Raw genomic sequence first — 23,977 nt, forward strand, 5'->3', positions numbered from 1 at the left:
CCGCGGTGAACGCCTTTCGCGACGCCCTGTCGCAGCGACGGCCGCAGGACCAGGTGGAACTGCGCACGCCCGCGGCCCTGGCGGAGGGGATGGTCTTCAACGACGACACCCGCCTGCTCCTGCTCGGCCCCGAGGCCCTGGCCTGGCGCCTGCGCCAGCACCGGGCGCCACCGACCCTGGCGCTGCTGCTCAACCGGGTCGATGGCCAGCGCCTGCTGCCAGGCGCCAACGGGCATGGCGGACACGGCGTCGGAGGGCTCTGCGTACTCTGGAGCGACCCGCCGGCGGCCCGCCAGCTCCGCCTGGCGCGCCTGATCCTGCCGGGCATCCAGCGCATCGGCGTGCTCTACGGCAAGGACAGCGAATTCCTCCTCGACGAGCTTCGTCGCGAGGCCCGCAGCCAGGGGCTCGAGCTATTCGTCGCCAGCAGCAGCGGCAACGACGACCCGCGCCCGCTGCAGTTCCTGCTCGGCAATAGTGACCTGCTGCTCGGCATCGACGACAAACAGCTGTACAACTCGCAGAGCATCAAGAGCCTGCTGCTCGGCAGCTACGCCAAGAACCGCGCGCTGCTCGGACCCACCGCTGCCTTCGTCAAGGCCGGCAGCCTGGCGAGCAGCTACAGCGACCAGGAGGACTGGCTGGACACCCTCGACGAACTGCTCGGCCAGGCGCCCAGGCACTGGCCCCTCAGCCTCTATCCAGGGCATTTCAAGGTGCTCGGCAATCGGCAGGTAGCCCGTTCCCTGGGTATCGACCTGGCCAGCGACGCCGACCTCGGCCGGCGCCTCGCCGAAGGAGAAGAACCATGAGCCAGCGCCACGGCTGGGACATCCGTACCCGCATGCTGGCGATCAGCCTGGGCCCGGCGCTGCTGCTGACCCTGTTGCTCACCGCCTACTTCACCTACTCGCGCCTGCAGGACCTGCGCCAGGAACTGACCCATACCGGCCAGTTGATCGCCGACCAGTTGGCGCCGGCCGCCGAATACGGCGTGATCGCCGGCAACACGCCCGTGCTGCAGAAGCTGCTGCAGGCCACCCTCGACACCCCGCATGTGCGCTTCATCGAGGTACGCGACCGCAACGACAATATCCTGGTGTACGTCGAACAGTTGTCCGGCGCGTTGCAGAACGCCGCGCCGATCGACATCTTCCACTCCACCATCCAGCGCCAGCGCATCGCCCTGGCCAGCGACCCGCTGCTGGACGGCGCCAGCGAAGGCGACGGCCAGTCCGGCGAGGACTACCTCGGCCGGGTGGTGGTCGGCATGTCCAACGACGCCTTCAGCCAGCGGCAACAGGAAATCCTCCTGAAGGCCGCCCTGCTGGCCGCCTTCGCCCTGATCCTCACCTTCCTCGTCGCGCGCCGCCTGGCGCAGCGCCTGTCGGCGCCGATCAGCACCATGGGCCAGGCGGTCGAGGCGATCCAGAGCGGCGACTACAAGACCAGCCTGCCGATCCTCGACGACGGCGAGATCGGCGACCTGGCCCGTCACATCAACAATCTCGCCAGCGGGCTGGACCGCGCGAGCCGGGAACAGGAACAGGCGATCGGCCAATTGATCAGCGCCCGCGAGGAAGCGGAGCAGGCGAACCGGGCGAAGTCCGACTTCCTGGCGATGATGAGCCACGAGCTTCGCACCCCGATGAACGGCGTGCTGGGCATGCTGCAACTGCTGGAAACCACCGAGCAGACCCGCGAACAGGCCGAGTACACGGCGCTGGCCACCGAGTCCACCGAACACCTGCTGAAGGTCATCAACGACATTCTCGATTTCTCAAGGATCGAACGCGGCGCGCTGGAACTGGAGTGCATTCCCTTCAACCTGCTGGAACTGGTGCAAGGCTCCGCCCTGGTGTTCCAGCACAGCGCCCAGCAACGCGGACTGGCGCTGGAATTGCAGATCCAGGCCGGCCTGGAGAATATCGAGGTCTGCGGCGATCCGACGCGTATCCGACAGATCCTGGTGAATCTGCTGGGTAATGCGCTGAAATTCACCGAGGAAGGCGCCATCCATCTCAGCCTGGAGTGGCAGGCGCTCGATCACGACGTACTGTGGCTGACCTGCGCGGTGCACGACAGCGGCATCGGCATCTCGCCGGAACGCCTGGAACATATGTTCGACGCCTTCCAGCAGGCGGATTCGTCGATTTCCCGGCGCTACGGCGGCACCGGGCTCGGCCTGGCGATCGCCAGGACCCTGGCGGAACGGATGGGCGGCACCCTGCAGGCAGAGAGCAAGGAAGGCTCGGGATCGACCTTCACCCTGGAGATTCCGCTGCCCTTCCAGCAGTCGCCGGCGCACCGGCAGCAGGCCGCTGGCGACGCCGCCCCGATTGCCGCCGGTCAGGAAATCCTCCTGGTCGAGGACAATCCGGTGAACCAGACAGTCATAGAAGCCATGTTGCGCAGCCTCGGCTATCGCGTCACCCTGGTCGCCGACGGTATCCAGGCGGTACGCAGCGCCGAGCGCCAGCGCTACGACGCGATCCTGATGGACTGCCGCCTGCCGGTGCTCGACGGCTACTCGGCGACACGGGAAATCAGGGCCCAGGAGAACGGCCGGCGGGTACCGATCATCGCCCTGACCGCCAACGCCCTGCAGGGCGATCGGGAGAACTGCCTGCAGGCGGGAATGAACGATTACCTGGCCAAGCCATTCAAACGGGCGGAATTGCAACGCATACTGCAACGCTGGATCGGCTCGCAGCCGGAACTCCCCGTGACGTCGAACGAAACCGGACGAGGGGAGCCGGAATGATCTACGACAAGGGCGGCAAGCGGACGCGGGAATAAAGTGAACATCTGTTCGCCGGACACTGTGACTTTCACCGCAACGCAACAGTCTATGACTAGGCTGCCGCTGCGACGCCGATACAATAACCCGGCGCGACGGCCGCTGGACGAACCGCCACAACCCTGCAGTTCAGGGATTTTTGAGGAGCTCGCATGACCAAACAACACGCCTTCACCCGAGAAGACCTGCTGCGCTGCAGTCGCGGCGAGCTGTTCGGCCCGGGTAACGCGCAACTTCCCGCCCCCAACATGCTGATGATCGATCGCATCGTTCACATCAGCGATGTCGGCGGCAAGTATGGCAAGGGCGAGCTGGTCGCCGAGCTGGATATCAACCCGGACCTGTGGTTCTTCGCCTGTCACTTCGAAGGCGATCCGGTCATGCCCGGTTGCCTGGGCCTGGATGCCATGTGGCAGTTGGTCGGTTTCTACCTCGGCTGGCAGGGCAACCCCGGCCGCGGCCGCGCCCTGGGTTCGGGCGAAGTGAAGTTCTTCGGTCAGGTTCTGCCGACAGCGAAGAAGGTCACGTATAACATTCATATCAAGCGCACGATCAATCGTTCGCTGGTCCTGGCCATCGCCGACGGCACCGTCAGCGTCGATGGCCGCGAAATCTACAGTGCCGAAGGCCTCCGCGTCGGCCTGTTCACCTCCACTGACAGCTTCTAAGGGTTATCCGCATGCGTCGCGTCGTTATCACCGGTCTGGGCATCGTTTCCTGCCTCGGCAATGACAAAGACACCGTTTCCGCCAACCTCCGTGCGGGTCGGCCCGGCATTCGCTTCAATCCGTCCTACGCCGAGATGGGCCTGCGCAGCCACGTTTCCGGTTCGGTCGACCTGAACCTCGAAGAGCTGATCGATCGCAAGGTCTTCCGCTTCATGGGCGATGCCGCCGCTTACGCCTACCTGGCGATGGAGCAGGCGATCAAGGACTCCGGCCTGACTCCGGAACAGATTTCCAACCCCCGCACCGGCCTGATCGCCGGCTCCGGCGGCGCTTCCACCCTGAACCAGATGGAAGCCATCGACACCCTGCGCGAGAAAGGCGTCAAACGCATCGGCCCATACCGCGTGACCCGCACCATGGGCAGCACCGTATCGGCCTGCCTGGCCACGCCGTTCCAGATCAAGGGCGTCAACTACTCGATCTCCTCCGCCTGCGCCACCAGCGCGCATTGCATCGGCCAGGCCATGGAACAAATCCAGCTGGGCAAGCAGGACGTGGTCTTCGCCGGCGGCGGCGAAGAGGAACACTGGAGCCAGAGCTGCCTGTTCGACGCCATGGGCGCCCTCTCCACCCAGTACAACGAGACGCCGGAAAAGGCCTCCCGCGCCTACGACGCCAAGCGTGACGGCTTCGTCATCGCCGGCGGCGGCGGCATGGTGGTGGTCGAGGAGCTGGAGCATGCGCTCAAGCGCGGCGCCAAGATCTACGCCGAGATCGTCGGCTACGGCGCCACCTCCGACGGCTACGACATGGTCGCCCCGAGCGGCGAAGGCGCGATCCGCTGCATGCAGCAAGCGCTGGCCACCGTCGACGCGCCGATCGACTACCTGAACACCCACGGCACCTCCACCCCGGTCGGCGACGTCGCCGAGATCCGAGGCGTGCGCGAAGTGTTCGGCGACAAGGCGCCGGCCATCAGCTCGACGAAGAGCCTGTCCGGCCACTCGCTGGGCGCCGCCGGCGTACACGAGGCGATCTATTGCCTGCTGATGATGGAAGGCGGCTTCATCGCCGGCTCCGCCAACATCGACGAACTCGACCCGGAAGTGGCCGACCTGCCGATTCTCCGCGAGACCCGCGAGAACGCCAAGCTCGATACCGTCATGAGCAACAGCTTCGGCTTCGGCGGCACCAACGCCACCCTGGTCCTCAAGCGCTGGCAGGGTTGATTCCCTCCATCGCCGCATGAAGCGCCCTTCGGGGCGCTTTTTTGTACCCAGCGTTTCTTTACCCGAACTGCATGAACGGGCTAAACCTAGCGCCCCGCCTGCCGATAGAACTGATCAGCCCCGTCTCTCTCCTGCCCCCTGGAATCCGCCATCATGTCTTTGCGCAGTATGCCCATCGCGACCCGTGCCGCCCTGAGTTTCGCCCTGATCACCGCTCTGCTGGTCATCACCGGCATCTTTTCCCTGAACCGAATGGGTTCGCTCAACGAAGCCTCTTCGGACATCAGCGACAACTGGCTGCCTAGCGTCCGCGAAAGCGCCGAGTTGAACGTTCTGCTCGCCGAACTGCGGCAGGTGCAACTGGCCCATGTGCTGGCGGCGGACGACAGCAGCAAGCGCTTCCTGGAAAGCCGCATGACGGAAATCGGCAAGGAGCTGACCGATCGTGAGGGCGCCTACCAGCGACTGATCAGTGGTGCCGACGAGCGCTCGATCTACGAGCGCTACCTGGCTACCCGGCAGACGCTCCTGCAAAGCCAGCAGACCCTGGTGCAGATGTCGCGCAGCAAACCGCTGGAAGAGACCCGCCAGTACACCGAAAGCACCCTGCTCGACCAGTACCGCGCCACCCAGCAGCAACTGCAGGCGCTGATCGACTTCAACGCCAAGGGCGCCAGCCAGGCCAACCAGACGGCCGACCGTGTCTATCACAGTGCCTTCGCCGCAGTGATCGGCGTGCTGCTGGTCGCCGGCCTCGCTACCCTGGTACTGGCCTGGCTGTTCACCCGCAGCATCACCCAACCGCTCGGCGAGGCGCTGCGAGTGGCCGAGGTGATCGCTTCCGGCGACCTCACCAGCCGCATCGATACCTCTGGCCGCGACGAACCGGCCAAGCTGCTGGCCGCTCTCCAGGGCATGCAGGCACAACTGCGCCAGACCATCCAGCAGATCGGCAGCTCGGCGACCCAACTGGCCTCCGCCGCAGAGGAACTCAGCGCCGTCACCGAGCAGGGCAACCGCTCGCTGACCCAGCAGAACGACGAAATCCAGATGGCCGCCACCGCGGTCAACGAGATGACCGCCGCCGTCGAGGAAGTGGCGCGCAACGCCAGCTCCACCTCGGACGCCTCGTCCGCCTCCGAGCAATCGGCGCAGAACGGACGCCAGCGGGTACTGGAGACGGTCCAGGCGATCCGCCTGATGAGCGAAGAAGTGGACAATACCTCGGCGCTGGTCGGCGGCCTGGCGGAAAAGGCCCAGGACATTTCCAAGGTCCTCGACGTGATCCGCGGTATCGCCGAACAGACCAATCTCCTGGCGCTCAACGCGGCCATCGAGGCGGCTCGCGCCGGCGAGCAGGGCCGCGGTTTCGCCGTGGTCGCCGACGAGGTTCGCGCCCTCGCCCATCGCACCCAGGAATCCACCCGCGAGATCGAGCAGATGATCGCCAACATCCAGGAAGGCACCGGCGCCGCGGTCGGCGCCATGGACAGCAGCAGCGTACGCGCCCGCAACATGCTGGAGATCGCCGAAGCCGCCGGCCTGGCGCTGAACGAGATCGCCGAGCGGGTCGGCCAGATCAACGAGCGTACCCTGGTGATCGCCAGCGCCTCCGAGCAGCAGGCCCAGGTGGCCCGCGAGGTCGACCGCAACCTGGTGAACATCCGCGACATCTCGCTGCAGACATCCGCCGGCTCCAACCAGACCGCCGCCGCCAGCCAGGAACTGTCGCAACTGGCCATCGACCTGAACAACATGGTCACCCGCTTCGTCGTCTGACCATGCCGTGCGCCGTCTCACGGCGGCGCACTTGCTGCGGTTGCCCAGCGTGGAGCCCGGGTTTTACCATGAAACCCGATCCTCTCCCCTCCGGAGCCGCCCTGATGGTCAAGCGCACCAGCCACAAGCAAGCCAGTTGTCCAGTCGCCCGCCCGCTGGACGTGATCGGCGACGGCTGGTCGATGCTCATCGTGCGCGATGCCTTCGAAGGACTGACGCGCTTCGGCGAATTCCAGAAGAGCCTCGGCCTGGCCAAGAACATCCTGGCGGCGCGCCTGCGCAACCTGGTGGAGCACGGCGTGATGGTGGCGGTCCCGGCCGAAAGCGGCAGTCACCAGGAATACCGCCTGACTGACAAGGGACGCGCGCTCTTCCCCCTGCTGGTGGCGATTCGGCAGTGGGGCGAGGACTATTTCTTCGCCCCGGACGAATCCCATGTCCGCCTGGTCGAACGCGACAGCGGCCAGCCGGTGCCGCGCCTGCAGGTACGCGCCGGCGACGGCAGTCCGCTCGCCGCGGAAGATACCCGGGTCAGCAGGGACTGATCGAAGGACGAACAGGCTACCGTCGGCATCCGCGCGTACGCCGCCAAAACGGCGGATAACCGCAGGCGGTTATTCGCCCTACCGCACGCAGGCAACCCTTGCCCGGTAGAGCGAATGGCGCCCCCGCGTTATCCACGCGACACAAGAAAACCAGCGCTCTGCATGGCTCGCGCTCAGCGCACGTCGAAGGATTTCTCCGCCAGCAGGCGATCGCCCTGGAACACCATCAACCGCCATTCGCCCTTCACCACTTCATGCGGCTCGGTGAATTCGTAGGCCATGACATCGGTCGGCGCGCCCGGCACCAGCTTCTGCACCACTTCGAACTTGTCATGCCGCTGGCCATCCGGAGTGACCACGCCCGGGGTGAGGTAGAGCAGCGTCAAAGGCGTATCGCCTTCCTGCTTGCCGCTGAGTTGATAACGCATGCCGAACTTGGTGCCGAGCTTGGCCGGGACTTCGGTAGTCTGCTGGATGTTCTGCTCGCTACGGGTCAATACCCGTTCTCCGGGCTGGAAATCCTGGTAGCGGCTTTCGAACACGCCATATTCGATGGGGCCGTCAATACGCACCTCGGCCTGCGCCGCCACGGCGACGCCGGCGCCGAGCAGGAAGACGGAACGACTGATGCAAGAACGGATGAAGGACATGACTCACTCCTGGATGGGACTGGCGCGAGCCTATGACGCCGGCATGACAGACTGATGACGAATCCGGGTTATTCGCCTCGCGGATCGGCGGGCTGGCGCGGCAGCACTGCGAGGAAGTTGTCCCGCGCCACCTGGCGAGCGACCTGCTCGGGCAAGGCGTCGAGGAACGGATCGAAGCTGGCCATCAACTCGGGCAGGCTGTCGAACTGGCCGACCACATCGGAACCGAGCATGAAGCGTTGCGGAAACCGCTCGACCAGTGCCAGCCACTGCGGGTCGGGCTTGCCCTGCTCGTCCAGCAGGTACGGGCGCAACACCGACCAGGACAGGTCGATGTAGAGGTTCGGGTAGCGCTGCAGCAGACGCCCAAGGGTCGGCAGGAGGAAGTCCAGTTTCTTCTGGTGGCGATGGATCTCCATGCTGGTCCCGGCATGGGCCCAGATGAACCGCACATGCGGGTGATTGCGCAGGGGCTCCTCGATTTCCGCCAGGTACAGCGGGTTGCGTTCGCGCTTGGAAGTGACGTTGGCGTGCAGCAACACCGGCAGGTCGAATTCGGCGGCCAGGTGATAGACCCGCGCCAGCGCCTCATTGTTGGCCCTCGGCACGTCGCCGTAGGTCAGCGCGGTGAGGTCGTCGTGCCGGGTAAAGATCTCGCCGATGCCCTGCCAGAGTCCTGGGTCCAGCTCCAGCATGCGACGGATGTGCGCGTCGGCGTTCTTGTCGGTCGGGTTGAAACCGGTCAGGAACGGATGCACGCGCCGCCGCTGCTCGGCTGGCAGGGATTTCACCGCCGCCGCCACGATCACGTCGGTGGCGCTGTACCAATAGGCTCCGGCATCGTCGCCAGCGTAGTAGCGCGGCCGCTTCGGCTCGTCCTCGTGCCATTTCTTGGCGACCGCGACGCCGCTGAGCATCACATGGTCGACCCGGCCTTTGTCCATCGCCTCCAGCAGGCGCGGCATGCCTTCGCTTTCCTGGAAGAAATCCACATAGTGCACGTGAGCGTCGCTGTAGCGATAATCCCTGGCATGGGTCAAGGATGTCACCAGGGACAGGACGAACAATGTCGAAAACAGGGCACGCGTACGGGGGCCAGCCATGGCATTCCTCCTGATAGGCCTGAGTGAACATAGACCGCTGCCGCTCGGCCAGGGTTCGCCGCTCCGCTGGCTGGCCCTGTTGCTCGGCCTGCTGACCTGGCATGCCGGGGCTGGCGAACGGCTGATCTATCCGCGCCATTCCGAAGGGCGCAACCCCGAACCCTACGTCGTCGAGCTGCTGCAACTGGCGCTGGCCAGGAGCGGCGGCGACTACCGCCTGGAGCCCAGCGCGCAGCCCATGCCGCAGTCCCGTGCGCAACTGCGCCTGGAGCAGGACGATCCGGGCCTGCAGGTGATGTGGGCGCAGTCCCGCGACGACCTGGAAGAGACCCTGCTGCCGATCCGCATTCCGATCTATCGCGGCCTGATCGGCTGGCGCATTCCCCTGGTCAGCGCCGCCAACAAGGATCTCCTGGCCTCGGTGCGGACCCTCGACGATCTCCGCCGCCTGCGCTTCGGCCAGCGCCAGGACTGGGCCGACACACCGATCCTGCGCGCCAACGGCCTGGAGGTGAAGACCAGCCAGAACTACGAGAGCCTGTTCCGCATGCTCGATGCCGGCCGCTTCGAGGTCTTCCCCCGCGAGGTCGTAGTGATCGACGGAGAACTGGAGGACGCCTCCCGCGCCGGGCTGCACCTGGCGATCGACCAGCACCTGGCCCTGCACTACCCCGCGGCCTTCTATTTCTTCGTTTCGCGTCAACGCCCGGAACTGGCCGAGGCCATTCGCCAGGGCCTGGAGAAGGCGATTGCCGACGGTAGCTTCGAACGGCTGTTCGAGCGACATTTCAAGACGCGGCTGGAAAAGCTTGCCCTTCGGCAGCGGAGAATAATCGAGCTGAAAAACCCCTATCTTCCAGGAAAAACTCCTTTTCAGCGCGAGGCACTCTGGTACCGGCCGTGAGCTAGAATGAGGCCCTCACGCCACCACCGATGTCCAGCATGTCCCGTACCGCCCCGTACCGCCTCGACGACCAGATCGGCTTCATCCTGCGCCAGGCCAACCAGCGCTATGCAGCGTTGTTCGCCAATGGCATCGGCAACGGCCTGACACCCACCCAGTGGGCCGCCCTGGTCCGCCTCGGCGAGACCGGACCCTGCCCGCAGAACCAGCTCGGCCGGCTCACCGCCATGGACGCCGCGACCATCAAGGGCGTCGTCGAGCGCCTGGACAAACGGGGACTGATCCAGCGCAGCGCCGATCCGGACGACGGCCGGCGCCTGCTGGTCAGCCTCAGTCCTGCCGGACGCGCCGAACTCGAGGCCGGCCTGGCGGCCGCCCGCGAGATCAACCGGCAGGCCTTGGCTCCCCTCTCCCCGCAAGAACAGGAAACCCTGCGCGGGTTGCTCGCTCGCCTGATCTGAGGCCATTGCGGTCTATCTTTTTTTCCGCGTTACGTCGTCCGGAGCTGCGCCTTTCGTCGTAGCGGCCTGCCATTGACAGTTCGCCGCAGGCATCCATAACATGTTTGTATACAAACAAATTCCCGCAGAGCCGCACGCTACCAGGCACGGCCGACGGGACATCCGCCTGATGAACAGCCATGCCCCCGGCATGGGGAGAAACCGCCATGAGCGATGCCCTTGCCCTGACCGTCAACGGTCAGTCCCTGCGCCTCGATGTCGCCCCCGATACCCCCCTGCTCTATGTCCTGCGCAACGACCTGCAACTGAACGGTCCCAAGTTCGGCTGCGGCCTCGGCGAGTGCGGCGCCTGCACCGTGCTGATGGATGGCGTCGCCACCCGCTCCTGCATCACCCCGGTGGAGGCTGCCGTGGGCCGCCAGGTGGTTACCCTCGAAGGACTCGGCGATGCCGCCCATCCCCATCCGCTGCAACAGGCCTTCATCGACGAACAGGCCGCCCAATGCGGCTACTGCATCAACGGCATGGTGATGACCGCCAAGGCGTTGCTGGATCGCAACCCGAACCCCAGCGACGGCGAGATCCGCCAGGAATTGGCCTACAACCTGTGTCGCTGCGGCACCCATGTGGAGATTCTCAAGGCCGTGCGGCGTGCCGCCGAGAGCCTGAAGGAGCGTCAGGAGGAGCACCCGGCATGAGCCTGGCCAATCCCTCGCGACGCGGCTTCCTCAAGGCCGGCGGCCTGCTGCTGGTCACCGTCAACCTGCCCGCCCCGCTGCTCGCCCTTGCCGAGCAGGGCGCCACCGACCTGCCGCTGGACCAGGTCGACTCGTTCATCGCCATCGCCGCGGACGGCAAGGTCACCGCCTTCTGCGGCCACGTCGACCTTGGTACCGGCATCCGCACGGCACTGGCGCAGATCGTCGCCGAAGAGTTGGACGTCGCGTTCGAGCAGGTCGAGATGATCCTCGGCGACACCCGTCGCACACCGGACCAGGGGCCGACCATCGCCAGCGCCAGCATCCAGGTCAGCGCCGTGCCGCTGCGCCAGGCCGCCGCCGAAGCCCGGCGCTTCCTCCTGCGCCAGGCCGGAAGCCATTTCCCGGTGCATCCGGACAGCCTGCGCAGCGAAAACGGCCAGGTCTTCGCCGCCGCCAATCCGCAGCGACGGATCGGCTACGGCGAGTTGCTGCGAGGCCAGCGCTTCAACCTGAACATCGACGGCAAGGCGCCGCTCAAGCCGCGCAGCGAGTACCGCCTGGTCGGCAAGCCGGTGCGTCGGGTGGACATCCCGGCGAAGCTGACCGGCCAACTGACCTATGTCCACGACATGCGCCTGCCCGGCATGCTGCATGGGCGAGTGGTACGCCCGCCCTATACCGGCGCGGATGTCAGCGCCCCGCTCGGCAGCAGCCTGCTGGCGGTAGACGAAAGCTCGGTCGCCGGGCTGCCGGGGCTGGTCAAGGTGGTCGTGATCGGCGACTTCGTCGGCGTGGTCTGCGAACGCGAGGAGCAGGCGATCCGCGCCGCGCGCCAGCTCAAGGTGCGCTGGAAGGACTGGCAGGGCCTGCCGCCGCTGGAACCCGACCGGCTCGAGGACACGCTTCGCCGGCATCCGAAGAAGCCACGCACGCTGCACGACTCGCCCGGTCTCGAGCAGCACCTCGCGGGCATCGCCCGGCCGCTGTCGGCCACCTATGTCTGGCCCTACCAGTTGCATGCCTCCATCGGCCCTTCCTGCGCCCTCGCCGAGGTCGATGCGCAGCGCGCTCGCGTCTGGTCCGGCACGCAGAACCCGCACGACCTGCGCAACGACCTGGCCAGGCTGCTGCAGCGCGAGACCGGGGACATCGAGGTGATCCGCATGGAAGCCGCCGGCTGCTACGGACGCAACGGCGCCGACGACGTCAGCGCCGACGCCGTGCTCCTGGCGCAGGCAGTGGGCCGGCCGGTGCGGGTACAACTGATGCGCGAACAGGAACATGGCTGGGAACCGAAAGGCACCGCGCAACTGATCGAGGTCCGCGGCGGTCTCGACGAGCAAGGCCGGGTGGCGGCCTACGACTTCGCCACCTGCTACCCCTCCAACGGTGCGCCGACCCTGGCCCTGCTCCTCACCGGGCGGATCCAGGCCACCCCGCAGGTGGCCGACATGGGCGACCGCACCGCGATCCCGCAATACCGCTACCCGCGGATGCGGGTGGTGGCCAACGACGCCGCCCCCATCGTCCGCGCGTCCTGGATGCGCGGCGTCTCGGCGCTGCCGAACGTGTTCGCCCATGAGTCCTACGCCGACGAACTGGCGCACCTGGCCGGCATCGACCCCATCGCCTTCCGCCGCCGCTACCTGGACGACCAGCGCGCCCTGGCGCTGATCGACGCCCTGGTCGCCCGCGCCGGCTGGCAGCCACGCACCTCCCCCAACCCAGAGGCGCGCCGGGACGGCGTGCTGAAGGGACGCGGCTTCGCCTATGCGCGCTACTTCCACAGCAAGTTTCCCGGTTTCGGCGCCGCCTGGGCCGCCTGGATCGTCGACGTCGAGGTGAACCCGGAGAACGGCGCGGTGCGCGTCGCCAAGGTCTGGGTCGCCCATGACTGCGGGCAGATGGTCAATCCCGATGGGGTCAGGCACCAGGTCCACGGCAACGTCATCCAGTCCACCAGCCGGGTACTCAAGGAATTCGCCACCTTCGACCGCCGCGGCGTCACCAGCCTGGAATGGGGCGGCTACCCGATCCTCGGCTTCCCCGAACTGCCGGAGATCGACGTGCTGCTGCTCGACCGCCCCGAGCAGCCACCGATGGGCGCTGGCGAGTCAGCCTCGGTGCCCAGCGCCGCGGCCATCGCCAATGCGATCTTCGACGCTACCGGAGCGCGCCTGCGACAGGTGCCGTTCACTCCGGAACGCGTACTCGCGGCGCTGCGCAGCGCGCAGGCCTGATCCTTTTCCCCGGGGCGCCGCGGCGCCCCGCGCAGTGGATGACTGACAGATGAAGAAGGCAACACGCATCGGCCTCTGGGCCTCCGGCAGCCTCGTCGCGCTCGCCGCCATCGCCCTCGGCTACGCCTGGCAACCGGCCATCGCGCCACTGGAAGGCACACCCGGTCCCTTCAGCGCCGAGCAGATCGCCCGCGGCGAACGCCTCGCCGCCCTCGGCGACTGCGCGGTCTGCCACACTCGCGAAGGCGGCCCGCGCAACGCCGGCGGACGGGCCTTGCCGACGCCGTTCGGGACGATCTACAGCAGCAACCTCACGCCGGATCGCGCGAGCGGCATCGGTGGCTGGTCCTACCCCGCCTTCGAGCGGGCCATGCGGCATGGCGTGGCCCGCGACGGCAGCTACCTGTATCCGGCGTTCCCTTACACCGCCTTCACCAGGACTCGCGACGAAGACCTGAAGGCCCTGTACGCCTACCTGATGAGCCAGCCGGCGGTGCACAGCGAAACGCCTGCCAACCAGTTGCCGTTCCCCTTCGACCAACGCCAGCTGATGGCCGGCTGGAACCTGCTGTTCCTGGAGCCCGGCGCCTACCGCGACGAGCCGACGCGCAACCAGCAATGGAACCGCGGCGCCTATCTCGCCGAAGGCCTCGGCCATTGCAGCGCCTGCCACTCGCCGCGCAACGCGCTCGGCGCGGAAAAGTCCGGCAGCGCGCACTTCGCCGGCGGCGAGGCGGAGGGCTGGACCGCGCCAGCCTTGAACGCCAGTTCGCCGGCGCCCATCGCCTGGAGCGAGGAGGCCCTCTACGCCTACCTCCGCCACGGCTATTCGGCCTACCACGGGGTCGCCAGCGGGCCGATGGCGCCAGTGGTCGGCGAAGGCCTGGCCAAGCAGTCGGACGAGGACCTGCGGGCCCTGGCCCATTACCTTGCGTCCTACGCCGCTGCCCCGGCCGGGGAAACCGATCAGCAACAGGCGCAACGCCTCGACCGGCAGGGCTACGGCCGCGTGCAACCGCCCAGCGGCAGCGGCGCGCGCCTGTTCGCCGGTGCCTGCCTGGCCTGCCACCATGACGGCGACGGACCGCGCTTCTTCGGCGTGCGTCCATCCCTGGCGCTGAACAGCAATGTGCATGCGGACAGCCCGGACAACCTGCTGCGGATCATCCTCGACGGCATCCACAGCCCGGCCACCGGCGACCTCGGCTATATGCCCGGCTTCCGCCATAGCCTCGACGACCGGCAAGTCGCCGCCCTGGCCAACTACCTGCGCGAGCGTTTCGCCGGCAAGCCCGCCTGGCCGGACCTCGCGGCCAAGGCGGCAAGCCTGCGCCGACAGGCGGCGCCCTGAAGCATGCGGCTCAGTTGGGCAAGCGCAGGGAGCGGGCGAAGCAACCGGGGGTCTGGCCGAAATGACGCTGGAACAGGCTGATGAACGCCGAGGTGGAGTCGTAGCCAAGGTCGCTGGCCACCCGCGTCACGCTGGCGCCCTCCTCCAGCGCGGCGACCGCGTTGAGCAGACGCAGGCGCTGGCGCCACTCGCGAAACGACAACTGGGTCTGCTCGCGGAACAGCCGCGCCAGGGTCCGTCGGGAAGCCCCCACCAGTCCCGCCCAATCCGAGATGCCGCGCGGATCGGCGGGATCCGCCTGTAGCGCGTCGGTGATCCGGCGCAAGCGCGGGTCGCCAGGCAACGGCAGGTTCAGCGGTGCCTCGCGAAGGCGCCCGACCTCATCGGCGACCACCTGCATGAGACGCTCGGCCTCGCCACCCGGCGGATATTCACGGGGAAACTCCGCCGCCCGCAGCAACAGTTCGCGCAGCAGGCCGGACACCTCCAGTACCCGGCAACCGCCGGGCAGCGAACGATCCAGGTAGAGACTGCGGAACAGCACAGGGTTGCAAGCCTCCGCGGCGTGCCGGACGCCCGGCGGAATCCACAGCGCCCGCTGCGCCGGCACCAGATAGCTGTGCCGCTCGGTGCTGGCGCGCAAGGTGCCGCTGGCGGCGTACATCAGTTGGCCCCAGGGGTGGTCGTGCATCTCCACCCGGTGCCCGGCGGGCATCTCGAAGGCGCGCAGATACACCGCGCAGGGCAGGCTGCGGAATCGCGGCAGGTCGCGTTCTTGTCCCGTTTGCGGCATCGGTTGTCCCCATCCGTCGAGTGAGCGGTGCGTGGCCGATGGTAGCGTGTGGCTCCCCATAGACAAACCGGAGCCACGCCATGAGCAGTCATCGCCCGCAACATCGCCTGTCCGTTCCCGATATCCAGCGCCGCAAGGGTGCCGGCAGCCTGGTGGCGCTGACCGCCTACAGCACGCCCATGGCCCGCCTCCTCGATCCGCACGCCGACCTGCTGCTGGTCGGCGATTCGCTGGGCATGGTGCTCTATGGCATGCCCAGTACCCTGGGAGTGAGCCTGGAGATGATGGTCGCCCACACCCTGGCGGTGATGCGCGGCAGCCGGCGCGCCTGCGTGGTGGCCGACTTGCCGTTCGCCAGCTACCAGGAATCGCCCCGACAGGCGTTCCGCAACGCCGCACGCCTGCTGGCCGACAGCGGCGCCCAGGCGGTGAAGCTGGAAGGCGGTGAGGAAATGGAAGAAACCGTGGACTTCCTGGTACGCCGTGGCATACCGGTGCTCGCCCATATCGGCCTGATGCCGCAGCAGGTCAACGCCATGGGCGGCTTCAAGGCCCAGGGGCGTGACCCGGAAAGCGCCGAACGGGTACGCCGCGACGGCCTCGCCATGCAGCGCGGCGGCGCCTTCGCGGTGGTCATCGAAGGCGTAGGCGAGCCGCTGGCCCGTCGCCTTAGCGAAGAACTGGCGATCCCCTGCATCGGTATCGGCGCCTCGCCGGCCTGCGACGGCCAGGTACTGGTCAGCGAGGACCTGCTCGGGCTAAGCGGCGAACAGGTACCGCGCTTCGTCGAACGCTACGCGCGCCTCGACCGGGAAATCGACGAGGCGGCCCGGCGCTTCGCCGAGGACGTGCGCGAAAGGCGCTTCCCCGAGGCCAGGCATTGCTTCGCCATGCGCGAGTGAGCCGGCGGTCTCAGGCGAAGACTTCCGCCAGCAGGTCGTCCATCGCCTGGAAGGCACGCCGGGAGGTCCTGGCGTCATAGTGCATCTTGCCCGGCACCTTGGCGTTCGGATCGGTGAAGGAATGCACCGCGCCGCCGTAGCTGGTGAGCTGCCAGTCGACGCCGGCATCGGTCATCTCCCTGGCGAAGGCCGGCAACTGCTCGCGCGGCACCAGCGGATCGGAGGCGCCGTCGAGGACCAGTACCGCGCCCTTGATATTCCTGGCATGCGCCGGGTCCGGCGTATCCAGGGTGCCATGGAAGGACACGAAGGCCTTCAGCTCGGCGCCGTCGCGAGCCAGCTCCAGCGCGCAGCAACCGCCGAAGCAGAAACCGAAGGCGGCCTGGCGGGTCGTATCGACAGCCGCGAGCGCCTGTCCGCGCAAGGCCGCCAGCGCTGCCTGCATGCGCTTGCGCAGCAGGGCCCGGTCGTTCTTCAGCGGCATCATCGCCGCGCCCGCCTCGTCGCCGTTCTGCGGACGCACGTCCCTGCCGTAGAGGTCCGCCACCAGCACCACGTGCCCACGGCCGGCGACCTGCCGGGCGATGTCCAGCGCGGCGGCGCTCACGCCCATCCAGTTCGGCGCCATCAGCAGGCCCGGGCGCGGCCCCGCGTGGCTGGCGTCGTACACCAGTTGACCTTCGTACGGCTGCCCATCGATGTCGTAGGCGACCGGCTCTACACGAATCTCACTCATGGGTACTGCTCCTGCGAGAGTTGGAAAAGACAAAGCCCGCCGAAGCGGGCTTTGTCGGGGCTACTGCTTAAGCGGACAGCTCCACCAGCAGCTTGTTCAGTCGGCGTACGTAGGCGCCCGGATCCTTGAGGCTGTCCCCCGCGGCCAGGGCGGCCTGGTCGAAGAGAATATGCGACAGCTCGCCGAAGCGGTCCTCGTCCGGCTCCGCATCCAGCTTCTCGATCAGCGGATGCTGCGGGTTGATCTCGAAGATCGGCTTCGAGTCCGGCACTTTCTGCCCGCTGGCCTCGAGGATCTGGCGCATCTGCAGGCCAAGGTCCTGTTCGCCGATGGCGAGGATCGCCGGCGAGTCGGTCAGACGGTGGGAGACGCGGACTTCGCTGACCTGCTCGTCGAGCACCTTCTTCAGGCGCTCGATCAGGCCTTCCTTGCTCTTGGCGACTTCTTCCTGGGCCTTCTTGTCCTCTTCCGAGTCCAGGCTGCCCAGGTCCAGGTCGCCGCGGGCGACATCGACGAACTGCTTGCCGTCGAACTCCGGCAGGTAGCTCATCAGCCACTCGTCGATGCGATCGGTGAGCAGCAGCACCTCGATGCCCTTCTTGCGGAAGACTTCCAGGTGCGGGCTGTTCTTCACCTGCGAGTAGCTCTCGCCGGTGAGGTAGTAGATCTTGTCCTGGCCTTCCTTCATCCGACCGATGTAGTCGGCCAGCGCTACGCTCTGCTCGCCCGAATCGTCGCCGGTGGAGGCGAAGCGCAGCAGGCCGGCGATCTTCTCCTTGTTGCCGAAGTCTTCCGCCGGGCCTTCCTTGAGGACCTGGCCGAAGTTCTTCCAGAAGGTCTTGTACTGCTCCGGCTCGTTCTTCGCCAGCTTCTCCAGCATGTCCAGCACGCGCTTGGTCAACGCCGACTTCATCGAGTCGATCACCGGATCCTTCTGCAGGATTTCCCGGGAGACGTTCAGCGACAGGTCGTTGGAGTCGACCACACCCTTGATGAAGCGCAGGTACAGCGGCAGGAACTCGTCGGCCTGGTCCATGATGAACACGCGCTGTACGTACAGCTTCAGGCCTCGTGGCGCCTCGCGATGGTACAGGTCGAACGGCGCGCGGCCCGGCACGTAGAGCAGCGAGGTGTATTCCAGCTTGCCTTCGACCTTGTTGTGGCTCCAGCTCAGCGGGTTCTCGAAGTCATGGGCGACGTGCTTGTAGAACTCCTGGTATTCCTCGTCCTTCACCTCGGCGCGCGGACGGGTCCACAGCGCGCTGGCGCGGTTGACCGTTTCCCATTCCGGCTCGGCCGGCTTGTCGGCCTCTTCGCCGTGGAATTCCTTGGGTAGCTCGATCGGCAAAGCGATGTGATCGGAGTATTTCTTGATCACGTTGCGCAGGCGCCAGCCATCGGCGAACTCCTCCTCGCCCTTTTTCAGGTGGAGGACGATGCGGGTGCCGCGCTCGGGCTTGTCGATGGTGGCGACGTCGAACTCGCCCTCGCCCTTCGACGACCAGTGCACGCCTTCGCTGGCCGGTTGGCCGGCGCGACGGGAGTAGACATCGACCTTGTCGGCGACGATGAAGGCGCTGTAGAAACCGACGCCGAACTGGCCGATCAGGTGCGAATCCTTCTTCTGGTCGCCAGACAAGTTCTTCAGGAAGTCGGCGGTCCCGGACTTGGCGATGGTGCCCAGGTGAGTCACCACATCCTCGCGGCTCATGCCGATGCCGTTGTCTTCCAGGGTGACGGTGTTGGCTTCCTTGTCGAAGCTGACGCGGATCTTCAGCTCGGCGCCGCCCTCGAGCAGCTCGGGATTGGCCAGGGCTTCGAAACGCAGCTTGTCGGCGGCGTCCGAGGCGTTGGAAATCAGTTCGCGGAGGAAGATTTCCTTGTTCGAATAGAGAGAATGAATCATCAGGTGAAGCAGTTGCTTCACTTCAGTCTGAAAGCCCAGTGTCTCTTTTTGGGTTTCCACGCTCATCGCTCCAAGCTCCATCAATGACATAAGCCGCGTACCACGGCGGATGTCCCCTAGGTGGGGCCTTCTTCCGGCTTTTCAAGCGCTTATGCGAAAAAACCGCGCACCGTCGTGCGACGACTAGCGTTCGAGCAGTTCGAGACGGGCGATCTCCGCCGGGCGCAACAGGTAGCTCGCCTCCCCCGCACCGGGCATTTCCCGGCGGATCACCAGGCGCCCCTCGCTGTCGAGGCCGGTGAAACGGCCCTCGGCGATACGCCCGCGTACCGTAGTGGCCTTGACCAGGCGCTGGCTGTAGCGCTGCGGTTCGACCTGGACCAGCTCCAGGTCGAGGGTGGCGTTGCCCGGCGCCGGCAGCGCCTGCGGCTCGGGCGGCGCCGCCGCGGCCACGGTCGCAGGCTCCGCCGGCAAGGCGGGGAACGCGTCGCCGCGCACCGTCCACTCCCGCCGGGCGTTCTTCTCCAGCGTCAGCTCCAGCACCTGAGTCTGGCCGGCCACCAGGGCCTCGATACGCAGCGGCCGCGCATGGCTGGCCGCGCGCCAGGACGGCGCCCGCACGAGGCTGACGTCGCGGCTGGCGAAGCGCCGCTGCAGATAGTCGCGCAAGACCAGGGCCAGGGTATCGTCGGAGTCGTAGCCCAGGTCGACCTTGCCGTGCCGATAGCGCAGCCGGTCGGTATACAGCTCGACGTGGCCGCTGAGGGTGGTCCGGTAGTCGCTCGGCAGGCTCAGGTGGAACTCGCCCTCCAGGCGGTTCGGCGCCTTGGGCCGCAGGTCCAGGTGCAAGGTATAGCCACGCAGGAGACGACGCGCCTCGGGCAGGTCCTGCTCCGGTTGCAGCCAGCTCAGCTCGACTTCTGGCAACGCGCCGCCGTCCTCGGGCAGCACGTCCAGGCGCAGCGCCCCGAGCGGCTGTGCCGGAAGGCGGATCTGCAGCTCGCGCTGGGCGTAGAAATCGTGCCCCTGGCGCAGGCTCAGCACGCCGCCGATCAACTCGCCGCTCTGCGGCGCGAAAGGCTTGCCGTTGAACTCCCCGCTGAGCGCGATGGCCAGTTCCGCCGGCGGCCTGGCCTCCGGCTTCAGCCAGCGCAGGCTGAGGATCGCCTCCAGTCGCGCAGCGTCGTGACTGGCCAGCAGCGCCAGGCCGACCACCAGCGGGATGCAACCCAGCGCGGCCAGCCCGACGCCCTTGCGCGCCGTACGCCAGTGCACGCCGATATAGGCCAGCGCCACCGGCGGGAAAAGGCTGCCGTAACCCCACAGCAGACCGGTACCGAAGGCCAGGACGATGACCCAGATATAGCCGGCGACCATCAGCAGCAGGCCGCCCAGAATCAGCAAGGCATCCATCGCGATATCCTCAGCCCACTTTCCGCAGCGTACGGCTCACGGCTCGTCCACCTTGAAATGCGCCCGCGCGGTGGCGATGGGCTCGCCCTGGGTGGTCTGCCAGGCGTTGATCGCGACGTTCGCCACCCGTCGCCCCTGGCGCCAGACCTGGCATTGCGCGTAGGTATCGCGGAAGTGCCCGGCACGCAGGTAATCGATGGAGAAATCGATGATCTTCGGCAGGTGCGGAATGCTCATGAAAGTCAGCAGGTGCAACATCGCCGCATGCTCCATGAAGCCGGCGATCACACCGCCATGGATGGCCGGCAGGGTCGGGTTGCCGATGTTGTCCTTGTTCGCCGGCAGGCGGAAGACCATGTCGTCGCCCAGGCGCAGGCATTCGATGCCGAGCAGCTTGGCGTACGGGATCAGCTCCACCAGCGGGCTGTAGTCGTTGTTCCGGCGCGCGTCGCGGACCAGTTGCTCGAGGCTGGTCGGGCTCATGCCGCACCTCCCTGCGCGGCCGGCCTGGCCGCCCCGGAGCGAGCCGAACCGCCCATGCGCATGAAGGCGCCGACGACATGGGCGATGGGCTGGCCCGGATCGTCCTGGTAGGCGAAGCCGCGGGTGAAGATCACGTTCGGCGTGACCCGGTAGCACTCGGCGAAGCCATAGACATCCTTGTGCGGTTCGGCGGGATGCATATAGTCGATGCGCAGGTCGAGCGTCGGGCAGATCTCGAAGTCCGGCAGCACGCAGACCGTGGAAATACCGCAGGTGGTGTCCATCAGGGTGGTGATCGCACCGCCGTGGACGACCCCGCTTTCCGGGTTGCCGATGATCGCCTGGCTGTAGGGCAGGCGCAGGGTCAGTCCTTTCTCGTCGGCGGCCTCGACCGTCAACCCCAGCACCTGGCAATGACGCAAGGCCGAGAGAAAGCGCCGGGCGCGCTCGAGGAGAGGATTTTCCGACATGACGGCGACCTTGCTGGGAGTTTTCTGGAGGGCGAATCATACCCTGCCGCCAAAGCCCCGGCAGCCGGGGTTTTGGACATAACGATCGAAATAGTCGAAGTGTGTGGAACTTCACGCCAGCGCAAATGTTCAAAGGGCTACAACGAGGAAAGCCGCACATGGAGGCTAAACGATGAAAAAGACCGTAACTCTTGCCCTGCTGCTCGCTGCCAGCCTTGGCCTGGCCGCTTGCGACAAGAAAGAGGAAGACAAGGCAGCGGCCCCGGCAGCTCCGGCTACCGAGACCCAGCCGAGCGCTCCGGCTACTCCCCCTGCCGAGCCCAGCGCCCCGGCGCCGTCGAGCGACACTCCGGCAACCCCGCAGACTCCGGCACCGACTCCGGAGCAACCGCAACAGAACCAGCAATAAGTTCTCGTTGACGTACCCTGAAAGAGCCCGCGCAAGCGGGCTTTTTCATGCCCGGGATTCAGCCTCTGGGCACCTCGCCCTCGCCTTCCCGCGGGCTTTCGGCGATTGCGGTCTCGGTGTAGACCATCACCTCCAGCACGTCCGAATGGAATTCGCGGCGATACAGGACCAGCACCACGCCGGCCGTCACCAGCATGAAGAACCAGGAGTTGATGAACCAGGCGAGCATGGCCAGGCCGAAATAGTACGAGCGCAAGCCGAAGTTGAACTGGTTGGCCGCCAGCGAGATGACCCGGGCGGCACGCTCGGCAAAGGATTTGCGCTCCAGCTCGCCGACGTTGCGCTCGCCGATCATCGGTGCCGAGCCGACCAGGATCGCCGCGAAGTTGTACTGGCGCATGCACCAGCTGAAGGTGAAGAAGGCATAGACGAAGACCACTGCCAGGCACAGCAGCTTCAGTTCCGACAGTCCCCGGCTGGCCTCCTCCACGAACGGCAGGTCGGCCAGTACCGAGACGGCGCGATCGGTGGAGCCCAGCAGGGTGAGGATGCCGGCGAGGATGATCAGCGTGCTGGAGGCGAAGAACGACGCGTTACGCTCCAGGTTACCGATCACGCTGGCGTCGGCGATACGGTTGTCGCGCAGCAGCAGCCGGCGCATCCAGTCCTCCCGGTAGAGGTGCAGGACGCTGGCCAGGCAGGCGGTGTCGCGGCCCTTCCAGGTGGCGTAGCGGGTGTAGCCCACCCAGCAGAACAGGAACCAGAGCGCCGCCAGCAGGTGTTGCGACAGGTGCCCGTTGAAAATGCCGAGTTCGGCGGTCATGAAAACTCCCTCTTGAGCCGGCCGGGAATCGCCCCGCCGTTGTTTCGCGCCGTTGGGACGCCGCTCGCCGCGGCCAGGACACGACTTTCGTCAGCTCATGAAAAAGGCCGCCCGGAGGCGGCCTTCCTGGGGTTCGCCTGACGTCTCAGGCGACCGCTTCGCGCGGCTTGCCCAGCAGCCGATCGCAAACGACTGCCAGGACCAGCGCAATGGATACCGGCAGCAGCCAGCCAAGGCTCTGATCGGCGAGCGGGAGCTTGGCGAAGACGTCCGGCACCCACCCGTTCAGCTTGGCCGCCCCCAGCCCGTCGACGATGCCGAAGAGCAGCGCGACGATCATCACCGGCACGAACACCCGCGGGGCCGACACCCAGAGCCGGTCGAACAGGCTCAGGGCGATCAGCACGATGGCGAGCGGATAGAGTCCCACCAGAACCGGTACCGAAAGGCTGATCAACTGGGTCAGTCCCTGGTTGGCGACCAGCAGGCTGAACAGCGAGAACACGATCACCACCGTCTTGTACGAAACCGGCAGCAGGTCGCTGAAGAACTCGCCGCACGCCGTGATCAGCCCTACCGCCGTGGTCAGGCAGGCCAGGGTGATGACCACCGCCAGCAACAGGCTGCCGGAAACGCCAAAGGTCTGCTGCACATAGGCGGTGAGGATCTGTACGCCATTCTGGGCGTCGCCGGCGATGCCCTGGCTGGTGGCGCCAAGATAGAACAGCGCCAGGTAGACCAGGGACAGGCCGGTGGCGGCGATGATCCCGGCGATCATGGAATAGCGCGTGACCAGCCGGCTGTCGCTGATGCCGCGGTCGCGAATGGCGGTGGCGATGACGATACCGAAGACCAGGGCACCGAGGGTATCCATGGTCAGGTAGCCCTGCAGGAAACCCTGCACCAGGGGCGCGCTCTGGTACTCGCCGGAACTGCTGCCGATCGCTCCCGCCGGCGCGAAGATCGCCGCGCCGCCAAGAACCAGCAGGGCCGACAGCAGCACCGGCGTGATGACCTTTCCGACCCGGTCGACAAGGCGACCCGGGTTCAGCACCAGGAACAGAACCACGGAGAAGTAAGCGACGGTATAGACGAGCAACGGCGCGCCGCCGTCCCCGGTGAAAGGCGCGACGCCCATCTCGAAGGACACCACGGCTGTACGCGGGGTGGCGAACAGCGGGCCGATGGCAAGATAGACGGCGATGGCGAACGCCACTCCCGCGCGCCGCCCGATCGGCTGGGTCAGGCGGCCAATACCGCCTCCGACCCGGGCCAGGGCGACCACCGTCAGCAACGGCAGGCCGACACCGGTAAGGAGGAAGCCGAAAGCCGCGCTCCATACGTGTTCGCCCGCCGCCATGCCGGCACTGGGAGGAAAGATGATGTTACCCGCGCCGAGAAAAAGCGCGAACGTCATGAAGCCAAGGGCGAGCAGGTCGAACCCTTTCAAATGAGTCATAGGAGGATGTACCACTGGCAGAAGTCTCGGTTGTTCGGGGTTTCCCTTTGGGGGTGTTAGGAAACATCGTCCTTCCGGATGAGGAGGACCGGTCAAGCCGCCCGACCCCTTTTGAGGGCCATGTGGCGCTATAGCTGCAGGCGCGCTGGCCT

At 66.6% G+C, this 23,977-nt stretch carries 23 protein-coding genes; 13 read left to right on the plus strand and 10 right to left on the minus strand.

Annotated elements, in window-relative coordinates; all coding sequences use genetic code 11:
* Window positions 1-53 precede the first annotated feature (53 nt).
* The 6 genes from VQ067_RS17885 to VQ067_RS17910 all read left to right on the plus strand — a co-directional run bounded on the left by VQ067_RS17885 (window position 54) and on the right by VQ067_RS17910 (window position 7,021).
* Window positions 54-812, plus strand: a complete 759-nt coding sequence (locus tag VQ067_RS17885; RefSeq protein WP_003132907.1) for a hypothetical protein — start codon at window positions 54-56, stop codon at window positions 810-812.
* The gene (locus tag VQ067_RS17890; protein WP_003109961.1) at window positions 809-2,764 is read left to right on the plus strand and encodes an ATP-binding protein; all 1,956 of its coding nucleotides are present in this window, start codon (window positions 809-811) and stop codon (window positions 2,762-2,764) included. Before VQ067_RS17885 ends, VQ067_RS17890 begins: the two co-directional genes overlap by 4 nt.
* 188 nt (window positions 2,765-2,952) lie before the next feature.
* Complete coding sequence (gene fabA / locus VQ067_RS17895) at window positions 2,953-3,468, plus strand: 3-hydroxyacyl-[acyl-carrier-protein] dehydratase FabA (protein ID WP_003087475.1); 516 nt, start codon at window positions 2,953-2,955, stop codon at window positions 3,466-3,468.
* Between the two features lie 11 nt (window positions 3,469-3,479).
* Window positions 3,480-4,697 (plus strand): beta-ketoacyl-ACP synthase I, encoded by a 1,218-nt coding sequence (gene fabB, locus VQ067_RS17900; protein ID WP_003087471.1) that lies wholly within the window; start codon window positions 3,480-3,482, stop codon window positions 4,695-4,697.
* 153 nt (window positions 4,698-4,850) lie between these two features.
* Window positions 4,851-6,476: a methyl-accepting chemotaxis protein gene (locus tag VQ067_RS17905; protein ID WP_023126233.1), complete on the plus strand. Its 1,626-nt coding sequence runs from the start codon at window positions 4,851-4,853 to the stop codon at window positions 6,474-6,476.
* A gap of 104 nt (window positions 6,477-6,580) precedes the next feature.
* Window positions 6,581-7,021 carry a winged helix-turn-helix transcriptional regulator gene (locus VQ067_RS17910; protein ID WP_003087468.1) on the plus strand — a complete coding sequence of 147 codons (441 nt, stop codon included), beginning with the start codon at window positions 6,581-6,583 and terminating at the stop codon, window positions 7,019-7,021.
* A gap of 173 nt (window positions 7,022-7,194) precedes the next feature.
* On the opposite strand, the gene VQ067_RS17915 is transcribed toward VQ067_RS17910, so the two are convergent.
* Entirely contained in the window at window positions 7,195-7,671 is a 477-nt protein-coding gene (locus VQ067_RS17915; protein WP_003087466.1) for a DUF3859 domain-containing protein, read from the minus strand.
* Between the two features lie 68 nt (window positions 7,672-7,739).
* Window positions 7,740-8,774 (minus strand): amidohydrolase family protein, encoded by a 1,035-nt coding sequence (locus VQ067_RS17920; protein ID WP_003087464.1) that lies wholly within the window; start codon window positions 8,772-8,774, stop codon window positions 7,740-7,742.
* Here VQ067_RS17920 and VQ067_RS17925 point away from each other — a divergent pair.
* The 5 genes from VQ067_RS17925 (at window position 8,773) to VQ067_RS17945 (ending at window position 14,431) form a co-directional block, all read left to right on the plus strand.
* Window positions 8,773-9,678 carry a substrate-binding periplasmic protein gene (locus tag VQ067_RS17925; protein ID WP_031636641.1) on the plus strand — a complete coding sequence of 302 codons (906 nt, stop codon included), beginning with the start codon at window positions 8,773-8,775 and terminating at the stop codon, window positions 9,676-9,678. The genes VQ067_RS17920 and VQ067_RS17925 overlap by 2 nt on opposite strands.
* A 38-nt stretch (window positions 9,679-9,716) precedes the next feature.
* Window positions 9,717-10,139, plus strand: coding sequence for a MarR family winged helix-turn-helix transcriptional regulator (locus VQ067_RS17930; protein ID WP_023095839.1), 423 nt, complete (start codon window positions 9,717-9,719; stop codon window positions 10,137-10,139).
* Between the two features lie 206 nt (window positions 10,140-10,345).
* Window positions 10,346-10,837, plus strand: a complete 492-nt coding sequence (locus VQ067_RS17935) for a (2Fe-2S)-binding protein (RefSeq protein WP_003140151.1) — start codon at window positions 10,346-10,348, stop codon at window positions 10,835-10,837.
* Window positions 10,834-13,080, plus strand: coding sequence for a xanthine dehydrogenase family protein molybdopterin-binding subunit (locus VQ067_RS17940; RefSeq protein WP_033990470.1), 2,247 nt, complete (start codon window positions 10,834-10,836; stop codon window positions 13,078-13,080). The genes VQ067_RS17935 and VQ067_RS17940 overlap by 4 nt, the downstream gene beginning before the upstream one ends.
* Before the next feature lie 49 nt (window positions 13,081-13,129).
* On the plus strand, window positions 13,130-14,431 hold the full coding sequence (locus VQ067_RS17945) for a cytochrome c (RefSeq protein WP_003122895.1): 1,302 nt from the start codon (window positions 13,130-13,132) through the stop codon (window positions 14,429-14,431).
* A gap of 10 nt (window positions 14,432-14,441) precedes the next feature.
* Here VQ067_RS17945 and VQ067_RS17950 read toward each other — a convergent pair whose 3' ends face one another.
* Window positions 14,442-15,224 carry an AraC family transcriptional regulator gene (locus VQ067_RS17950; RefSeq protein ID WP_003097919.1) on the minus strand — a complete coding sequence of 261 codons (783 nt, stop codon included), beginning with the start codon at window positions 15,222-15,224 and terminating at the stop codon, window positions 14,442-14,444.
* 80 nt (window positions 15,225-15,304) lie between these two features.
* Between VQ067_RS17950 and panB the strand changes: the two genes are divergently transcribed.
* Window positions 15,305-16,126, plus strand: coding sequence for a 3-methyl-2-oxobutanoate hydroxymethyltransferase (gene panB, locus VQ067_RS17955; protein WP_003087450.1), 822 nt, complete (start codon window positions 15,305-15,307; stop codon window positions 16,124-16,126).
* A gap of 10 nt (window positions 16,127-16,136) precedes the next feature.
* Here panB and VQ067_RS17960 read toward each other — a convergent pair whose 3' ends face one another.
* From VQ067_RS17960 to VQ067_RS17980, 5 genes are all read right to left on the minus strand, one after another.
* Window positions 16,137-16,862, minus strand: a complete 726-nt coding sequence (locus tag VQ067_RS17960; protein ID WP_003087448.1) for a dienelactone hydrolase family protein — start codon at window positions 16,860-16,862, stop codon at window positions 16,137-16,139.
* 67 nt (window positions 16,863-16,929) lie between these two features.
* Window positions 16,930-18,834: a molecular chaperone HtpG gene (htpG, locus tag VQ067_RS17965; protein WP_003087446.1), complete on the minus strand. Its 1,905-nt coding sequence runs from the start codon at window positions 18,832-18,834 to the stop codon at window positions 16,930-16,932.
* A 117-nt stretch (window positions 18,835-18,951) separates the two neighbouring features.
* Window positions 18,952-20,181 carry a hypothetical protein gene (locus VQ067_RS17970; RefSeq protein ID WP_009877910.1) on the minus strand — a complete coding sequence of 410 codons (1,230 nt, stop codon included), beginning with the start codon at window positions 20,179-20,181 and terminating at the stop codon, window positions 18,952-18,954.
* Between the two features lie 36 nt (window positions 20,182-20,217).
* Entirely contained in the window at window positions 20,218-20,664 is a 447-nt protein-coding gene (locus tag VQ067_RS17975; RefSeq protein ID WP_003087441.1) for a PaaI family thioesterase, read from the minus strand.
* Window positions 20,661-21,134: a PaaI family thioesterase gene (locus VQ067_RS17980; RefSeq protein ID WP_003087438.1), complete on the minus strand. Its 474-nt coding sequence runs from the start codon at window positions 21,132-21,134 to the stop codon at window positions 20,661-20,663. The genes VQ067_RS17975 and VQ067_RS17980 overlap by 4 nt, the downstream gene beginning before the upstream one ends.
* 172 nt (window positions 21,135-21,306) lie before the next feature.
* Between VQ067_RS17980 and VQ067_RS17985 the strand changes: the two genes are divergently transcribed.
* Entirely contained in the window at window positions 21,307-21,543 is a 237-nt protein-coding gene (locus VQ067_RS17985) for a hypothetical protein (RefSeq protein WP_003087435.1), read from the plus strand.
* A 58-nt stretch (window positions 21,544-21,601) separates the two neighbouring features.
* Here VQ067_RS17985 and VQ067_RS17990 read toward each other — a convergent pair whose 3' ends face one another.
* Window positions 21,602-22,366: a DUF599 domain-containing protein gene (locus tag VQ067_RS17990; RefSeq protein WP_003087433.1), complete on the minus strand. Its 765-nt coding sequence runs from the start codon at window positions 22,364-22,366 to the stop codon at window positions 21,602-21,604.
* 145 nt (window positions 22,367-22,511) lie between these two features.
* Window positions 22,512-23,825, minus strand: a complete 1,314-nt coding sequence (gene brnQ, locus VQ067_RS17995) for a branched-chain amino acid transport system II carrier protein (protein WP_003132922.1) — start codon at window positions 23,823-23,825, stop codon at window positions 22,512-22,514.
* Window positions 23,826-23,977: the final 152 nt, after the last annotated feature.

It is taken from the genome of Pseudomonas sp. KBN12P06040, assembly GCF_037574965.1.
Classification (GTDB): Bacteria; Pseudomonadota; Gammaproteobacteria; order Pseudomonadales; family Pseudomonadaceae; genus Pseudomonas; species Pseudomonas aeruginosa.

Excerpts from the sequence above, each read along its gene's own strand:
- VQ067_RS17910 (WP_003087468.1), top strand. The coding sequence starts at position 6,581 with ATGGTCAAGCGCACCAGCCACAAGCAAGCCAGTTGTCCAGTCGCCCGC.
- VQ067_RS17975 (WP_003087441.1), bottom strand. The coding sequence starts at position 20,664 with ATGAGCCCGACCAGCCTCGAGCAACTGGTCCGCGACGCGCGCCGGAAC.
- VQ067_RS17990 (WP_003087433.1), bottom strand. The coding sequence starts at position 22,366 with ATGACCGCCGAACTCGGCATTTTCAACGGGCACCTGTCGCAACACCTG.
- fabB (WP_003087471.1), top strand. The coding sequence starts at position 3,480 with ATGCGTCGCGTCGTTATCACCGGTCTGGGCATCGTTTCCTGCCTCGGC.
- fabA (WP_003087475.1), top strand. The coding sequence starts at position 2,953 with ATGACCAAACAACACGCCTTCACCCGAGAAGACCTGCTGCGCTGCAGT.
- VQ067_RS17945 (WP_003122895.1), top strand. The coding sequence starts at position 13,130 with ATGAAGAAGGCAACACGCATCGGCCTCTGGGCCTCCGGCAGCCTCGTC.
- VQ067_RS17950 (WP_003097919.1), bottom strand. The coding sequence starts at position 15,224 with ATGCCGCAAACGGGACAAGAACGCGACCTGCCGCGATTCCGCAGCCTG.
- VQ067_RS17920 (WP_003087464.1), bottom strand. The coding sequence starts at position 8,774 with ATGGCTGGCCCCCGTACGCGTGCCCTGTTTTCGACATTGTTCGTCCTG.
- VQ067_RS17970 (WP_009877910.1), bottom strand. The coding sequence starts at position 20,181 with ATGGATGCCTTGCTGATTCTGGGCGGCCTGCTGCTGATGGTCGCCGGC.
- VQ067_RS17980 (WP_003087438.1), bottom strand. The coding sequence starts at position 21,134 with ATGTCGGAAAATCCTCTCCTCGAGCGCGCCCGGCGCTTTCTCTCGGCC.
- VQ067_RS17940 (WP_033990470.1), top strand. The coding sequence starts at position 10,834 with ATGAGCCTGGCCAATCCCTCGCGACGCGGCTTCCTCAAGGCCGGCGGC.
- VQ067_RS17915 (WP_003087466.1), bottom strand. The coding sequence starts at position 7,671 with ATGTCCTTCATCCGTTCTTGCATCAGTCGTTCCGTCTTCCTGCTCGGC.
- VQ067_RS17935 (WP_003140151.1), top strand. The coding sequence starts at position 10,346 with ATGAGCGATGCCCTTGCCCTGACCGTCAACGGTCAGTCCCTGCGCCTC.
- VQ067_RS17960 (WP_003087448.1), bottom strand. The coding sequence starts at position 16,862 with ATGAGTGAGATTCGTGTAGAGCCGGTCGCCTACGACATCGATGGGCAG.
- VQ067_RS17985 (WP_003087435.1), top strand. The coding sequence starts at position 21,307 with ATGAAAAAGACCGTAACTCTTGCCCTGCTGCTCGCTGCCAGCCTTGGC.
- htpG (WP_003087446.1), bottom strand. The coding sequence starts at position 18,834 with ATGAGCGTGGAAACCCAAAAAGAGACACTGGGCTTTCAGACTGAAGTG.
- VQ067_RS17905 (WP_023126233.1), top strand. The coding sequence starts at position 4,851 with ATGTCTTTGCGCAGTATGCCCATCGCGACCCGTGCCGCCCTGAGTTTC.
- VQ067_RS17925 (WP_031636641.1), top strand. The coding sequence starts at position 8,773 with ATGGCATTCCTCCTGATAGGCCTGAGTGAACATAGACCGCTGCCGCTC.
- panB (WP_003087450.1), top strand. The coding sequence starts at position 15,305 with ATGAGCAGTCATCGCCCGCAACATCGCCTGTCCGTTCCCGATATCCAG.
- VQ067_RS17890 (WP_003109961.1), top strand. The coding sequence starts at position 809 with ATGAGCCAGCGCCACGGCTGGGACATCCGTACCCGCATGCTGGCGATC.
- brnQ (WP_003132922.1), bottom strand. The coding sequence starts at position 23,825 with ATGACTCATTTGAAAGGGTTCGACCTGCTCGCCCTTGGCTTCATGACG.
- VQ067_RS17930 (WP_023095839.1), top strand. The coding sequence starts at position 9,717 with ATGTCCCGTACCGCCCCGTACCGCCTCGACGACCAGATCGGCTTCATC.